15 protein-coding genes are annotated in these 16,002 nt (G+C 39.4%); 5 read left to right on the top strand and 10 right to left on the bottom strand.

Going from position 1 to position 16,002, the window contains the following annotated elements:
• Nucleotides 1–427 precede the first annotated feature (427 nt).
• The 3 genes from ilvD to NST76_RS12905 form a co-directional block, all read right to left on the bottom strand.
• The gene (gene ilvD / locus NST76_RS12895) at nucleotides 428–2,098 is read right to left on the bottom strand and encodes a dihydroxy-acid dehydratase (RefSeq protein WP_340811425.1); all 1,671 of its coding nucleotides are present in this window, start codon (nucleotides 2,096–2,098) and stop codon (nucleotides 428–430) included.
• Nucleotides 2,099–2,470: 372 nt separating this feature from the next.
• Nucleotides 2,471–3,793, bottom strand: coding sequence for a D-arabinono-1,4-lactone oxidase (locus NST76_RS12900; RefSeq protein WP_342543964.1), 1,323 nt, complete (start codon nucleotides 3,791–3,793; stop codon nucleotides 2,471–2,473).
• A complete protein-coding gene (locus NST76_RS12905) occupies nucleotides 3,781–4,956 on the bottom strand; it encodes an amino acid deaminase/aldolase (protein ID WP_036123274.1) in 1,176 nt (391 codons plus the stop codon). The genes NST76_RS12900 and NST76_RS12905 overlap by 13 nt, the downstream gene beginning before the upstream one ends.
• A 767-nt stretch (nucleotides 4,957–5,723) precedes the next feature.
• Between NST76_RS12905 and NST76_RS12910 the strand changes: the two genes are divergently transcribed.
• Nucleotides 5,724–5,981, top strand: coding sequence for a GlsB/YeaQ/YmgE family stress response membrane protein (locus tag NST76_RS12910; protein ID WP_036123271.1), 258 nt, complete (start codon nucleotides 5,724–5,726; stop codon nucleotides 5,979–5,981).
• Between the two features lie 35 nt (nucleotides 5,982–6,016).
• Here NST76_RS12910 and NST76_RS12915 read toward each other — a convergent pair whose 3' ends face one another.
• Nucleotides 6,017–6,715, bottom strand: a complete 699-nt coding sequence (locus tag NST76_RS12915; RefSeq protein WP_058844538.1) for a lytic transglycosylase domain-containing protein — start codon at nucleotides 6,713–6,715, stop codon at nucleotides 6,017–6,019.
• Nucleotides 6,716–6,919: 204 nt separating this feature from the next.
• Here NST76_RS12915 and mscL point away from each other — a divergent pair, with 204 nt between their 5' ends.
• The 3 genes from mscL to NST76_RS12930 all read left to right on the top strand — a co-directional run bounded on the left by mscL (nucleotide 6,920) and on the right by NST76_RS12930 (nucleotide 10,501).
• Nucleotides 6,920–7,309, top strand: coding sequence for a large conductance mechanosensitive channel protein MscL (mscL, locus tag NST76_RS12920; RefSeq protein WP_036123266.1), 390 nt, complete (start codon nucleotides 6,920–6,922; stop codon nucleotides 7,307–7,309).
• 912 nt (nucleotides 7,310–8,221) lie between these two features.
• Nucleotides 8,222–9,337: a methionine biosynthesis PLP-dependent protein gene (locus NST76_RS12925; protein WP_058844536.1), complete on the top strand. Its 1,116-nt coding sequence runs from the start codon at nucleotides 8,222–8,224 to the stop codon at nucleotides 9,335–9,337.
• 3 nt (nucleotides 9,338–9,340) lie between these two features.
• On the top strand, nucleotides 9,341–10,501 hold the full coding sequence (locus NST76_RS12930; protein ID WP_036123254.1) for an aminotransferase class I/II-fold pyridoxal phosphate-dependent enzyme: 1,161 nt from the start codon (nucleotides 9,341–9,343) through the stop codon (nucleotides 10,499–10,501).
• 137 nt (nucleotides 10,502–10,638) lie between these two features.
• Here NST76_RS12930 and NST76_RS12935 read toward each other — a convergent pair whose 3' ends face one another.
• Nucleotides 10,639–11,067, bottom strand: coding sequence for an NUDIX domain-containing protein (locus NST76_RS12935; protein WP_036123251.1), 429 nt, complete (start codon nucleotides 11,065–11,067; stop codon nucleotides 10,639–10,641).
• A 70-nt stretch (nucleotides 11,068–11,137) separates the two neighbouring features.
• Here NST76_RS12935 and NST76_RS12940 point away from each other — a divergent pair, with 70 nt between their 5' ends.
• Nucleotides 11,138–11,629, top strand: a complete 492-nt coding sequence (locus NST76_RS12940) for a GNAT family N-acetyltransferase (RefSeq protein ID WP_170829817.1) — start codon at nucleotides 11,138–11,140, stop codon at nucleotides 11,627–11,629.
• Between the two features lie 34 nt (nucleotides 11,630–11,663).
• On the opposite strand, the gene NST76_RS12945 is transcribed toward NST76_RS12940, so the two are convergent.
• From NST76_RS12945 to NST76_RS12965, 5 genes are all read right to left on the bottom strand, one after another.
• Nucleotides 11,664–12,542 (bottom strand): YwqG family protein, encoded by an 879-nt coding sequence (locus NST76_RS12945; RefSeq protein ID WP_036123248.1) that lies wholly within the window; start codon nucleotides 12,540–12,542, stop codon nucleotides 11,664–11,666.
• Between the two features lie 31 nt (nucleotides 12,543–12,573).
• On the bottom strand, nucleotides 12,574–12,912 hold the full coding sequence (locus tag NST76_RS12950; protein WP_036123245.1) for a cupin: 339 nt from the start codon (nucleotides 12,910–12,912) through the stop codon (nucleotides 12,574–12,576).
• A 20-nt stretch (nucleotides 12,913–12,932) separates the two neighbouring features.
• Complete coding sequence (locus NST76_RS12955) at nucleotides 12,933–13,469, bottom strand: hypothetical protein (protein ID WP_036123243.1); 537 nt, start codon at nucleotides 13,467–13,469, stop codon at nucleotides 12,933–12,935.
• Between the two features lie 118 nt (nucleotides 13,470–13,587).
• Nucleotides 13,588–13,740, bottom strand: a complete 153-nt coding sequence (locus NST76_RS12960; RefSeq protein WP_004231380.1) for a YpzG family protein — start codon at nucleotides 13,738–13,740, stop codon at nucleotides 13,588–13,590.
• 129 nt (nucleotides 13,741–13,869) lie between these two features.
• On the bottom strand, nucleotides 13,870–15,852 hold the full coding sequence (locus NST76_RS12965; RefSeq protein ID WP_271910190.1) for an AraC family transcriptional regulator: 1,983 nt from the start codon (nucleotides 15,850–15,852) through the stop codon (nucleotides 13,870–13,872).
• Nucleotides 15,853–16,002 lie beyond the last annotated feature (150 nt).

Consider the following 16,002-nt stretch of genomic DNA (forward strand, 5'->3'; position numbering starts at 1 on the left):
AAGTGCCACTAGCTGGTAAGTCTACCTCTCTTCCTTTTCATTGAGAGTTTGCTCATTACGTCGTGAAAATAATAAAAAAGCCCTTTTCTCCACACGCAAAGAACTACCTTACGTAGGGATGAAAAAGACTTTCCATGGTACCACCCTTTTTTATAGCAAATAATTGCTACCTCGCGAATAAATGACTGCATTTATACACCTATGCAAAAAATTTCACATCCAATAGGGTGTCATAAAACATTTATTCATTAATAACGAGCACTTTCGACTATGCCCGGAGCTATCTAATGGTGTAAACACGTTTAATAGCCCACTCCGAGGGGATGTCGGATCTAGTTGTATCGCCGGCTTCCAGCACGACCGGCTCTCTGGTAGATACAAGGCTCTAGAACCTTTAACCTCATCAACGTTTTCATTTATCTAGTTGTTAAATTTTCATTACGCCACCAGTGGAAGCGTTCGTCACTAATTTTGAATATCTTGCTAACCAACCACGTTTGATTTTTGGCTCAAAGACTGGTAATTTTGCACGACGTTCAGCTAAAACTTCATCTGAAACTTGTACATTAATCGTACGATTTGGTAGATCAATTTCAATAATATCTCCGTTTTCTACTAAGGCGATTGGACCGCCTTCAGCAGCTTCTGGTGAAATATGACCAATTGAAATACCTCGAGATGCACCTGAGAAACGACCATCTGTAATTAATGCAACCTTTGTACCAAGACCACGACCTTGAATCGCAGATGTTGGTGCAAGCATTTCAGGCATCCCTGGGCCACCCTTAGGTCCTTCATAGCGAATGACGACTACATGGCCCTCTTTCACTATTCCATTATCAATGTTTTCCTGCGCTGCTTCTTGGGAATCAAAGACGATTGCCTCTCCTTTGAATACTTTGATGGAAGGATCAACTGCACCTACTTTAATAACGGAGCCATCAGGTGCAATGTTACCAAATAACACCGATAACCCACCTACAGCACTATAGGGATTGTCTTTTGTTCGAATGACTTGATCATTCGTGATGTGATAATCTTTGACAAGCTCACCCATCGTTAAACCTGCAACGGTTGGGCGATCTGGATGAATAGCTCCCGGAATGGATGTTAATTCATTAATAATGGCACTAACACCACCCGCTTTATTGATATCATCCATTGAAATATCGGATGCAGGCATAATTTTTGCTAAATAGGGTACTCGCTCTGCTACTTTATTAATATCTTCAATGTTGTAATCTATTTCTGCTTCATTGGCAATGGCTAATGTATGAAGAACAGTGTTTGTGGAGCCTCCCATTGCCATATCAAGAGCAAAAGCATCATCAATTGACTCTTTTGTAATAATGTCGCGTGGCTTAATGTCTTCCTTGACCATACGAATTAATTGTTTGGCTGCTTCTTTAATCAGCTTGTGACGCTCTTCAGAAGTGGCAACGATTGTACCATTCCCTGGTAGAGCAACACCGAGCATTTCCATTAAACAGTTCATCGAGTTGGCTGTAAACATCCCTGAGCATGAGCCACATGTTGGACATGCATTATTTTCAATATCTAACAACTCTTCAGATGACATCTTTCCTGATTTATGGGCTCCTACGCCTTCAAAAACAGAGGTTAAAGAAAGCTGCTTGCCTGAAGCAGAAGTACCAGCCTCCATTGGACCACCAGAAACAAAGATAGATGGTACGTTTGTGCGAACTGCTGCCATCAGCATCCCTGGTGTAATTTTGTCACAGTTTGGAATATAAAATACACCATCAAACCAATGTGCATTAATAACTGTCTCTGCTGAGTCTGCTATAATTTCACGACTTGGTAATGAATAACGCATACCAATATGCCCCATTGCAATACCATCATCGACACCAATTGTATTAAATTCGAATGGAATACCACCCGCTTCAATAATGGCTTCTTTCACTACATCAGCGAACGTACGTAAATGAACGTGACCTGGTATTATGTCGATATATGAGTTACAAACCCCAATAAATGGTTTGCCTAAATCTTTTGCTTTTACTTTGCCTGTTGCATATAAAAGACTTCGATGTGGCGCTCGATCTACGCCTACTTTAATCATGTCACTTCTCATTTTAAACGCCCCTCATTGCTATCCATACTATGTTCGTTACTATAGACAAAATGTTCTGTCTTTTTAATTTTTGTTTATAGAGTAGCAGCCTACTAGATGGCTACTGCTGTAACGAACGTGTTAAATTGTTGTTATCATAGTACGAAAAAAAGGTCTCGTCAACAGTATTTTTTGAATTGTTCAAACAATTAAAAAAATCTGTCAAAATTGAAATCGTTTACATGCTGATTAAGCATCAGTTTTATCTCGCTTTGATAAAAATTTTGACATTTCGTTCAAATTTTAATTTTTCAATAATAACCAACAATGTAAGAGGCCATTGATTCCCATATTTTCGGACAAGTTGAATCATCTTATCTATAGAGATAACGCTTACAATAGAAACAATTTTTTTAAGTAGCCTGTAAAAAATACTTGATCGGGATCATATTGGTGTCGTATTTTTAAAAACTTTTCGATCTCTGGATACAGTTCGTAGACGGTTTGTGCTGTTAAATGGTGTTGTTTGCCCCAGTGAGGTCGGCCATCATATTTTTGCATCAAAGTATGAACCCATTTAAAATAAGGCTCTTCTGACATCCCTTTATACATATGAAATGCTATAAAAGCAGACTCGCGCCCCTGTGTTGGACTTAAAAAGCCTGCTTCCCCTGCAGTTGTTCGACACTCTAATGGGAAATGAACATTAAAAATCCCTTTTTTAAAGGTTGTATGAATTTCCTCCAAGCATGCTTCAAATTGAGCGAGTGGAATGGCATATTCACTTTCTTGGAACTTCACACTACGAGGAGAAGGATAAATTTCATAGCTTATGCCCACTTTTTCACTTTTCACCACATTTGCGGCTGCTATTTTACTCATAGCACCACTTAACGCTGGTTTCCACTTACAAAGTTCTGACATGGCAAAGAAAGCACCATTTTCTACAATTTGGAGCTTTAACGTGTCTATTTTTTTATTCCATTCACTTTGATAGATGGGTGCTACAGCATTCATCCGTTTTACTTGAATCGTCTCACTGCCAGGGAAATAAAACCATTCCACATGGCGATGTTGGCGAATATCCTCTGCGAATAGTGTGAGACCATTGCTCAAAGTTTCTCTTGCCCCAACATAATGCAAGCTATAAAGTGGCATGACTTTGATCGTTACTTTGACAAGGACACCAAGCATACCGAGCGATACATGTAGTGCTTCAGATAAATCGTCCATTCCCCTCCTGTGCTCCTGATATGTGCCAGTGCCATCTACAAACCCCCATGTCATGACAGCAGACGACAGAGAACCAAGTGTAATCCCTGTACCATGTGTACCCGTTGATACTGCTCCTGCAATCGTTTGCTCCTGAATATCCCCCATATTGATTAAAGCAAAGCCGTGCTTCTCCAGCATTGGTCCAATTTCATATAGGTAGGTACCAGCCCATAATGTTGCCTCCTGCTTTTCCTCATTCACAGCGATTAATCCACGCATATTATGTAAGGAAATAGCGATATGCTCAGGCATAGCCACAGCGCTAAAAGAGTGAGCTGCCCCTGTGACCCGAATCGTTTTTCCCGCTTCACGTGCATGCTTGACAATGGTTGAAACTTCTTCAACCGATTGTGGTAAGTACATTTCACTCGGATAAGAAATAACATTCCCCGCCCAATTTGTCCACTTTTCACCATTACGCCATTTTTCTATAGAAAACATTGTCCATCCCCCCTATATGTTGTGTAAGGCCCCATATACTTGTCCTCTCGAATCCCATGGAGTACTTGAAAACGCTCACAAAGCTCCCCCGCTTTTGCATGTCTAAAATAGATCGTATCACCAATATTAATATGTTTTCCTTTGACCTTTATAGGCGTTTGTACTTCTCCTGCTCCTTCTAAGCTAAGGTATGCAAAATTGCTAGGTTCATAGAATACAGGTAAGCGATCCAATCCAATTGCTCCAGAAGCCGTATAACCACCACCATGACAAACAACAATATTTTTTTCAGGCTTTCTCGTTACACTCAAAGCAAATCCAGCTGCCTTTTCTAGCTGTAAATGTGTAAATTGATCGAACAATGCAGGTGCATAAAAAGCGGAGCCTACTGTAATTTCAGTCACTTCTTTCTGCTGATTGGTATATAACATGCTCCCTGAGCCTCCACCATTGACGAAGCGTAAGTTTGGAAAATACGCCTTGATATGGGCTATCGCTAAGCGACGAAATTGGGTTACTTGTTTTTTAGCTTGTACTTGCATTGCCTCAATCACTTTGCCTTTTAATGCATTCGCAGGACGATTGCCAACGCCTGCTATTTGAGCCTCATAGCCCATTGCACCTACAACCTCAATCGCTGACGTTTTTTGAATCTCTTGCAAAAAAGGTGTCAGCGTCTCAAGAGAATACAACGATGAACGTTTAGTCCCGAAATACAGTACTTTAAAATCATTCGAAACATTAATATCAATGCAAACCTGTACACGTACACCTATTTCTAGTCCCAGCTTCGCTAATAGTTGGATATGTTCTGGCCGATCCACCATAAAAGTAACGCTTTTCCCGTCTTTGACGAAATGTAGCAAGCGACGAATAGCTGCTTCCTCCATTACTGGATAGCCCAGTAATAAATCATCAAATTGCTGCTGTAGTAAAAAAATGGTCTCTGCCGCTGTGAATGTCATAAAGCCTACAACATTAGCAAGGTTTTTCTGAACATAACGAAGCACTTCAACAGAACGAATCGATTTTGTCGCAATACGAATTTGCTTGCCACCACAAGCCTCTTGCACAGTTCGTATATTTTTATCCAGCGCATCTAAGTCCAACCAAGCAAATGGTCTTTCCAAATCACTAAACGCTCGATCCAATCTTGTCGTCATTTAATCCCTCCTGTATATACTATGTATTTGACAATTTACAGAATAATTTTGTTATTCATGAGTCAAAATAAAAACAACCGTGCGCTTTTTATTCAATAAGTCGACACAGTTGTTTTAGAATGGGACAAACATTTCATTCACCTTTCTATTCAATTGGTTACGATGCGTATAAGAAATCGGCTGCAAGATTTAGCAGCACTAACAAATGCAGACCAGCAATCAGAAAACCTTGACGATTTAAACGTTTCATAACAGCCATATTCATATGCAACACGCTCCTTTTTTCTACATTATAATCCTTTTAAACAGAATTTTCAAACTATTAAAAGGTGAAAATTTAATCATTTTCCATTCATATAAATAAAAAATAAACAACCGTATAATTGATTGAAATTCTGCTTCAACAAAAAATGCATTTTTTCATGGATAAAAAGGTGGTTTTTGCAAATATTTAGTCAAACGGCTGATTTTGGAGCGTTCCATCTATTTTTGGTACGAATTGAATGCGTGAACATACTATAGAAGTAAGCGAAAATCGGTGTATGTACAATATAGAAGTAATTGTAGTTAATGTGGACATTTTCACAATCATTTATGCAGTTGGAGTTACGTTAGTGTGGACATGATGAAAGAGCTGCATTCATTTGTCTACAGCCATTATGACAGCATGTAATAATTACTAAACAAAATCGCAGTGTTTAATCTACTCCATTCAGGGTATAACTAAGTAATCGCCATTATATCTTAATTTTAAGGAGATGAAAATAATGATTAGTTTCATTTGGTATTTAATCATCGGAGGAATTCTTGGATGGTTAGCTGGCGTAATTTTAGGTAAAGATGTACCTGGTGGCATCATCGGGAATATTATTGCAGGGATTGTTGGTTCTTGGATCGGTAGTATGGTTTTAGGGAACTGGGGTTGGAGAGTAAGTGATTTCTACGTGTTCCCAGCACTGATCGGTGCCGTTGTGTTGATCTTTATCGTCAGCCTTATTTTAAAAGGTATGCGTAAAGCAACTTAAATATGTAATAAAGAGCCATCCATGGTGATGGCTCTTTATTTTGCTTCATTTAGTAAAACGGTTGCTCGGAGTTCATCGTGATAATTATTATACAATTGGTAGTAATACAATACATTTTCTACATATTCTTCACTATGATTGTATTGATACACAGCTTTCTTAATATTACCTTTGGCAGCTCCGTATTTAGCTAAATAATTAGCTGCACTAAATACCGCATCCTCAATATCATAGGGATCGGCTATACCATCCCCATTCGCGTCTACGCCATATCCTCCATATTTAGCAATTGTCTCTGGATTCATTAATTCAGCCTTCGTGATGTTTCCTTTTCCTAGTCCTGAACAAGTAGGATGCTGCCAGCCAACGAACGTGCACGGCATAAATTGCATATGCCCTTCTGCCCCGGCAGATGAAACCATTGATTTCACTGTAGAAAATCTCGTTTCAATTCGATGATGTGCAGCAAGCAATGTCCATGGCACACCATATTTCTCCTCCGCTGCTACATATACCGGAATGTATTTCTCTGGAATGTCCATATCGAAATGTTGTTGAATCTCCTCGATTGCCTTTTGCTGTGCAAGCTTTTCGAAAATCGGTAATGTTTGAAGTTCCTTCCACGCAAAAAATGTCAGGACATACACCGTTATTGCAACGGGAATCAATAATGCTATCATACCCAATTTTGTAGCGGGTGATAACATGGCTTTGTTGTTCTTTTTCTTTGTCATACGTCACACCTAATCTAGTATTCTTTTTCTATATTACCAAATTTTTCGTTATATGTAGTAAATCTTTTAATTTTTGTAAGATAGAAACTTCCAGTTGTAGGATGCTATTCATTTTCACTATAAAAGCAGTTGAAAGGTTTGCTAAAAATATAGTAAAATACAGGTTGATTCATTATATTGGATAATAATAGGGAGGCATTTATTTTGTGGAAAGACTTTAAAGAATTTGCAATGAAAGGCAATATTGTCGATCTAGCAGTAGCAGTAGTCATCGGTGGTGCTTTCGGTAAAATTGTTACCTCCTTAGTTGAAAATATCATTATGCCATTAGTTGGTATTTTAACAGGTGGTGTTGATTTAACAAAGAGCTTTGTTTTTGGCTCTGGTGAAGCCCAAGTCAATTTAGGTGTATTTCTACAATCAATTATTGATTTTTTAATTATTGCATTTGCCATTTTTATGGCGCTCCGAATTATGACGAAGCTTACACGTAAAAAAGAAGAAGCAGTCGTTGAAGAGCCAGCTCCTGAATTAGATGCAAAAGAAGAGCTCCTCAAAGAAATTCGTGATTTACTCAAAAAAGAACAAGCCTAACATATGACACCAAAGGATCTGCCTTATTCGAAAGAAGCAGATCCTTTGGTTTTGTATCCTTCTCTTTGGATGTTCTATCCGCTACTTTATGCGTATCCTCCACTTTCTCTGCTCTATCCATCTCTTTCCACGTTCTATCCGCTGCTTTTCTTATTCTATCCACCAACTTTATGCGTATCCTTCTCTTTCTCTGCTCTAACCATCTCTTTCCGCGTTTTAACCGCTACTTTTCTTATTCTATCCATCAACTTTATCCGTATCCTTCTCTTTCTCTGCTCTATCCATCTCTTTCCGCGTTTTAACCGCTACTTTCCTTACTCTATCCACCAGTTTTATGCGTATCCTTCTCTTTCTCTGCTCTATCCATCTCTTTCCACGTTCTATCCGCTGCTTTTCTTATTCTATCCACCAACTTTATGCGTATCCTCCACTTTCTCTGCTCTATCCTTCTCTTTCCACGTTCTATCCGCTGCTTTCTATACTCTATCCACCAACTTTATGCGTATCCTTCTCTTTCTCTGCTCTATCCATCTCTTTCCGCGTTCTATCCTCTGCTTTCCTTATTCTATCCATCAACTTTATGCGTATCCTTCTCTTTTTCTGCTCTATCCATCTCTTTCCGCGTTCTATCCGCTACTTTCTATACCCTATCCACTAACTTTATCTATCCTCCACTTTCTCTGCTCTTTCCTGTTAACTTAACTAGAAGCACCCACACATTGTTGCTCATAATTTAATAATCAATCTCCTACTATTCCTACGTGATTAACTATAAATAATCTAGCTAATTTTCAGAAAACACCCTTGTTCTTCTTTAGTATCCATGTTAAATTGGTAACAATTATTGAGAATACTAATAAATTGAAAGCGAAAATTGTCGCTTTTAATAATATTGGAGAAAAGAGTGACGTCATGACATTAAACAGAAGTATTGAAACAAAACTTGTACAACTAGGAAATTTAAGTGACCCCATAACAGGTGCTGTGAGCCCGCCGATCCATTTATCGACTGCTTATAAACATGCTGGAATTGGGGAATCTACTGGCTTTGACTATACACGTACAAAAAATCCTACACGTGCTCTTTTAGAAGAAGGGATTGCTGATTTAGAGGGGGGCGATATGGGCTTTGCCTGTAGTTCAGGGATGGCTGCTATTCAATTGGTGTTATCCTTATTTAAACCAGGCGATGAGTTAGTCGTGCCTGATGATTTATATGGCGGTACCTATAGACTATTTAACTTCTTCCAAGAAACCTATAATATCAAGCCTGTTTATTCAAAGTTTGAATCGGTTGAACAGGTGGAAGCATTAATAACTGAAAATACTCGTGCGTTATTCATTGAAACCCCAACAAATCCACTTATGCAGGAATTCGATTTACAAGTGTATGCAGAGTTAGCCCATAAACATGGAGCCTGGTTAATTGTAGATAATACCTTCTATACACCATACTTCCAACGCCCTATCGAATTAGGGGCAGACATTGTCCTTCACTCTGCTACAAAATATATCGGTGGTCATAATGATGTTTTAGCTGGTTTAGTTGTGGCTAAAGGTAAGGAATTATCTGAACGCATTGGCTTTATTCATAATGGCAGTGGTATGGTGCTAGGCGCTATGGATTCGTGGTTACTTATTCGCGGTTTAAAAACTTTACATCTCCGATTAAAACAGCATGATGCAAATGCAAAAGCCATTGCTGCTTATTTAGAGGAAGAAGCATTAGTGACTGATGTACTTTATACAGGAAAAGGTGGCATGCTGTCATTCCGCTTGCAAAAACCTGAGTGGATTGACCCATTCCTTCGTCACTTAAAGTTAATTACTTTTGCTGAAAGTCTTGGCGGTGTGGAAAGCTTTATTACATATCCTGCCACACAAACACATGCAGATATGCCATATGAAGAGCGTGTTGAACGTGGCGTTTGTGATCGTTTACTTCGATTCTCTGTCGGTATTGAGGAAGCAGAAGATTTAATTGCAGACTTACAACAAGTATTCGATATCCTAAGAAAGGAGGCATAATTTATGAAGCAACGTATTGAAACGAGCCTCATTCATGCAGGTGTTCGTGATGGCTATGGTAATAAAAAAGGGGCTGTCAATGTTCCCATGTATCTGTCCTCTACCTTCCATCAAGAAAGTATGGATGAGTTTGGAGAATATGATTATGCTCGCTCAGGCAACCCTACGAGAGACGCATTAGAAAAAGCTGTGACAGAACTTGAAGGTGGTGTTCGCGCTCATGCCTTTTCTTCGGGCATTGCAGCGGTATCAGCAGCGTTAATGCTGTTATCCCAAGGGGACCATATCGTCATGACCGAGGATGTTTATGGTGGAACCTATCGTTTTGTGACAAAGGTGTTACCACGCTTTGGGATTTCCCATACATTTGTAGATTTCACGGATCTAGCAGCAGTAGAAGCAGCAATAACGCCAGCTACGAAGCTGCTTTATATGGAAACACCATCAAATCCGACATTAGGCATCACAGATATTCGTGGCGTGGTGGCACTAGCGAAACAACACCAATGTCTGACATTTTTAGATAATACCTTTATGACACCGTTACACCAACGTCCACTAGAACTTGGAGTTGATGTCGTCATTCATAGTGCAACTAAGTTCTTATCTGGTCATTCTGATATTATTGCTGGCTTAACAGTTACAGCAGATGACAAGCTAGGACAAGAGCTATACTTTATCCAAAATTCTTTTGGCAATATTTTAGGTGTACAAGATTCTTTCACACTGCTACAAAATATCAAAACAACAGATGTGCGCTTTAGTCGCTCTGCTGAATCTGCACAAAAAATTGCAACATTTTTAACTACAAATCCACTGGTTGAGCAAGTCTACTATCCTGGACTTGCCTCACATCCAGGGTATGACATTCATCAGCGCCAAAGTACAAGTGGTGGGGCTGTTTTGTCTTTCCGTTTACCAAGTTATGCAGCCGCCAAAGCATTAGTCGAAGCAATGACAATTCCTGTTTTCGCGGTCTCTCTTGGGGGTGTGGAATCAATTCTTTCCTACCCAGCAAAGATGAGTCATGCTGCTATGGAGCCTGAGGAGCGTGCAAAACGCGGCATCACAGATGGACTTTTACGATTTTCAGTGGGACTTGAGCATGTAGATGATTTAATCGCTGATTTTGCACAAGCCTTAGAGATTGTGGCCAAGGCTTGATTGAACCAACCTGAAAGAGACCGTTGAAAAACCCTAACTATTTTACGAAACACTCATTGCGTGTTTTATCATAGTTAGGGTTTTCTATTTGTTAATAGCTAAAGTAGTCATGCCACCGCATCTTTATAATCCTACGTTCAATTTTTCACCTTTCCTAACACACGGTATAAATAATCACCATGCCCCTTTGCTAGTAGCGCTTCTTGCTCAGCAGAAATCCAATAAAATGAAAAAATTAAATCCGCTTCATTTAAGCCCGTTGGATGATGTTGCCATGAATCTTGTGTTTCATCGGATGTTAAATGATAAAAATAACGTTTCTGTAAAATACCTGACGGATGATTAAAATAGTCCTGTGCAATTAACCTCTGAACGACAAGTGTTGTTAGACCAGTCTCCTCCAACATTTCACGCTTCACAGCTTCTAAAGGTGTTTCGCCCTCTTCTACTGTACCTTTGGGCACTTGAATACCTGCACCAACTGAATTCTGTTCAAATACGAGCACTTGTAATTGTTCTTCATGCTCTCTCGTAATATAGCCAAATGCTTTTTCCACTACTTGCATGAAAGTGACCCCCTTTTGACTGATTGAATGTTACAATAAAGATAAAAATTGGAATTTCAGGTGAAAAGTGTTGACATTTATTATACGACAGATGCTAGAAAATGACATTACTTTTGTACAAGAAATTGCTAGAACAAGCTGGCACCATACATATGAAGGAATCATCCCTCGTGATATTCAAGATCGCTTTTTACAAATGGCGTATAGCAGTAACCGTTTAACACAGCGCTTCACTACTAGCCTATTTTTAGTCGCAATCGTCGATGAATCGCTAGTAGGCTTTGCTAATTTCTCAAATGTTACACATGGTGAGGCAGAGCTGCTTGCCATTTACTTGCATCCTGATAGCCAGGGGAGTGGTATCGGTTCAGCTCTTTTACAAAGAGGGCTAAACATGCTTCCCAGCCTATCGTCATTATTTGTTTGTGTAGCAAAAGAAAATACAATTGGTATGCATTTTTATCAGGCAAAGGGGTTCGAAAAGCTAGTAGAATTCGATGAGTGTTTCGATGGTTATCCGCTTAAAACAGTAAAAATGGTGAAACAACATGAAAAAGGATAACGGTTGCTTTGACAACCGTTATCCCCCTTTGTTTTTAAAAGCATTGTAAGACAACCCATGTCTGATCAAAGCGGGTCTTTTGGCAATCATCCTCACGAATCCAAAAATACAATCTACCGCTATCTCCCCACATATATCCAAGCTCTTCTTCTGAATCAAGTTGAAGCAATAATCGCCAGTCTGTTGCCCCAGCCTCTAATTCCCTTCGAAGGGGATCATTATAGCCAGTTGAATCGCCACAATATAAGCCATTGGAGACAAGCTGACATTGTAAGTACATATCCCCTTGAATAGCATCTGGAAAACCGTCTATGCGATGAACGGCTCCATTTGCATCAGCTTCTTCCATCGATTCATATGCAAGGTCTCTCAAATTATCTGCTTCCTCTTCCGTTAGAGTTTCTTCTAAATCATCCCAAAATGGAGATTCCCAGGGCGGGAGTGTCCATTCATTTTTAAACTGCAGACTTGCACTGGCAATGTCGCCATGTTTGAGTAAGATAGCAGGTATTTTTATTCTTGTAAGGCTACTAACTGGTTCTGTGAAATAGAAAACATTGAAGCCATCATAGTCTTTCGGATCGTATCCCCATGGTTGCTCGGCTGCATCATAGAAAAAGGACAATAATCCATCTGTAGGTAATAAATTGTTGGTATCGTAAGGTTTGATATCCTTTACATGTAGTTGGCAAAGGAAATACAACGGTCTCTTATCGTTCGTATATGGCCACACAAAATCTGTGGGAACATCCGGACAGCCACCTATTTTTGAATGGCCAATCGGAATTTCTTCATCAGCATTTTGCTTAGCTACCATACGTATAGAGCTTCTAGTATAAGCTGCTATTTGCTCAGCCTTATGTGCTAACCCATAGTCTTTCAACCATTTGTTCCATTTTTCTGTGTTGCTCAATGCCTTCCCCTCCTACCGTTACACACGTTTTTTATGTAAGATGTATATGCTCAGCTTGGATCACAAGTGCTGTCAAGCCTGTCGTACTACCAGATTCATGCGCCTGCCCTTGATGCCAAAGTACACCCTGTCCAGATTTTATGGTGATTTTTTCATCATCTTCACCACGAACCCAGCCTTCGCCATGCATCACGATAAAAAGCTGAGGAACAGGGGCTTCATGCATACCAACTACCCCATTTGGCTCAATATAGATGAAACCGATATTCACTGGCTCTTCTGTTTTCATAATGTTCCGATAAAATGCATTGTTTGATTGATATTGATGAATTTGCTTCGCTAAATCTTGTGTATATGAGATGAATTGCATTTTTCTATGTTCCTTTCATGCTAGGCTAATTCTTCCTGTGCAAATGCTAGCAGTGTACCATCTTCTGATTTGCCATAAAAAGCAAAGGCATCATAGCCAATACTTTTTATCGTCTCCCAATCTGCTGTTTCTCCGTTGAGTAGCTGTACATTGCCATGTTCATCTACCTCATAGTCTTCTGCTTCTTCGTCATAGTCAATATTATAGAAAAATGATAGGACAACTTCTGTTGTGGGCAAAAGATATTTCCGTAGTGGACGATGGATACGCTGCTCCTCCGTAAATTCATCACAAAATAGCGCATTATAGCCATGTAGGGTTGCATCAAATAGCAAAATTTCCTCCGCCGTTAAAGGGTCTTTTGCAACGATTCTAGCGGTTGCTCCAGTAATGAAAGGCAATGCCTCACCTTCGATTGTTAGTAAATCTCCATAGTACCAAATTTCAAACTGTTTATTCCCTGTGCTGGAACAAAGCTGTAACTGTGATTCAACTGCCTCTAGCTGTTCAACATTTTCTGCATATGACTGTAAATAAGTTGGAATAGTAATATCCATAGCCTTCCTCCCCTTTTCTTCCTTATAACGTATTATAATACATTCCGCCTTCTATTTTTATCCATAAAAAAACCCAGAATTTTTTCTGGGCTTGATGACACTTACTTTTCTAACATGATTAAAACTGACGGGCCTTTGCTTCACTTCGCAAGAGGCGATTATGGAGAGTTATCTCCGTTTCACCATTTACTTGCGATTTGGATCGCTTAATCCTTGACCAGTTGCGGTGGATTTTTTGAGATTTTGGATCTAATTGTTCGAACCTACTCATTTTTCATCCTCCTCATCATTATAGATTTCATAAGTGAAATCTTCTTTATTATGACCAGCTAGGATGAATTTATACAAACGGCCATTCATCAGAAAATAGCTCTACTTTATTGCAAAATGAATGCAGGTTTTACTTGCTTTTTATTTTTTTCTCCAATAAAACTTTGACAATTTTCTCAAGTTGTAGGTCTAAAGAGTAAGGATCTTCCATGACAAACTCATCATCGAACTCACCATACATATAAACATTGCCATTTTTAACAGCAGGTGCTCCCTGCCAAATCGGACTATTCAAAATTTCTTCTGCATCTTCTTGCGAATTGACATAGACAAATACATGATCGCCTAAATACTGTGGCAATACCTCTAATGAGATATTTTCAAAGCCCTCTTTCATGTTTAAAGCTTGCTCTGTTGGAGGTAATTTCAACATCTGATAAATGGTGTTACTACCATAATTCCCTCCCTCAGCAGCTAACACAAATAAACCTGTAGGGCTTAATTGCACGACTGATACCGTTTCACCTTCTTTAATGATGCCATCGATTTGTTTTCGAGCATCTTCTACCCTCTGTTCATATTCTTCTATCCATAACTCAGCTTCTTGCTCTTTTCCAAATACCTCAGCAATTCTTCTAAATTTTTCTAACGGCCCTGCCGTCGAAAGCTCTTCCCAGTAAGGAATAAAAACAGTAGAGCCGATTTTTTCATATTGTTCAATATTTTTCTCAATCGACCCAATGATTAAATCGGGCTCTAGCATAATGAGTTTTTCAGGATTCATTGGGAAGCCACCTAAATTCTCGATTTTAGCGAGCGTTTCTTGAGGAATCCCCGCTTTCTCAATCCAACCTTCCGTTAACATGCCTTCGCGGACACCAACTGGAATAATTCCTAACTTTAAAAGCTGCCCCATATATTGATCAGCCGCTACACGCTGTGGCTGAGCTGGAATTTCTACATCACCTCTAGGCGTCGAAACAATTCTTGTCTTTCCTTCTTGTACAGCCTCTTGTCCACTATTCGCTTGTGATTCCACTTGATTTGTCGATGATGAGGCTCCATTTGTATTTGAGCATGCTGCTAGCAGCAATGATAGGCACATAAACAACGTCATAGCCTTTACTTTCATATTTTTGTACTTCGACATTTCATTTACTCCCTTTCGTTGATAATGATTTTCAATTTCATCATCAATATAACACTCGAATTGTTTTGGGAGAATAGCATATCTTCTTTTCCAAAGTGGCAATTCTTCATCTTCCAGTTGCCGCTTTTGCCTCCATGCCACTTTAAATTGTGCTGGAGATACACCCTTGTATCGTTTAAAGCTTCGGCTCAAGGAATGACCGTCAGGATAACCGACATGCTCCGCAATTTCCTGCAACGTAGCATCTGTTTGCACGAGTAATGCCGCTGCTTTATTGACACGCATTTCACCTAAATAATGAATCGGGCTTGTATGCATTTTTTCTTTAAACAGTTTTGATAAATAACCAATGCTACAGCCTAACTCTTGCGCTATGATGTCTAGTGTTAGAGGCATATGCGCATGTTCCTCTATATAGCGAACTGCCTGCGCCACCATATCTGGCTTTACGGGATGAATTCCCTGTCCATGCATTTGCCGCAATAATTCATAGATAAATTGATAGAATAATGATTTTATATGTAAATTTTTCAGCTCTTTGTCATGGGCCTGTTGCCAAACTATCTTCATCTGCTCTGCTCTGTCAAGTAATGCAAGAGGATGAGCTGGCACAAAAGCATATTGATAGTGGAAAGGATTATGATTTTCCATCAAGGCTACCATTTCTTGGCGATGAGGTAACGGAAGTATTGCCTTATAGAAAATCATAAAGTATTCAAACTCTTTCTCCGCTACAATCTCTACATCCACCCCTTTTCCTGCATGCAGGACGTGAAACGGGTGTACCAGATGTCTGTTTTTATCCAGCCAGATTTGAGCATTCCCTCTTTTTGTATAGAGAAAGGCACTGGTCGGCAATCGATAGGGACCAAAATCCTCTCCCTGCTCCATCATTGTCAATCGTACATCCATAATTTTGATGTATGCGTGATTCCATAAAAGTATATGATCACTTAATTTCATCGAGCTCAAGCACTCCTTCTAGTTTAACCAATAGCATGTCTCTAGTTTAACAGAAATCCCACTAATTGATAATAATTCTCATAGATAAAATGCATTTCCTTCAAATGTAGCCAAACAAAATGGACTTGTCATTGCATTGACCAAGTCCAT

The sequence above is a fragment of the Lysinibacillus sp. FSL W7-1291 genome (assembly GCF_038593415.1).
GTDB classification, from domain to species: domain Bacteria; phylum Bacillota; class Bacilli; order Bacillales_A; family Planococcaceae; genus Lysinibacillus; species Lysinibacillus fusiformis_D.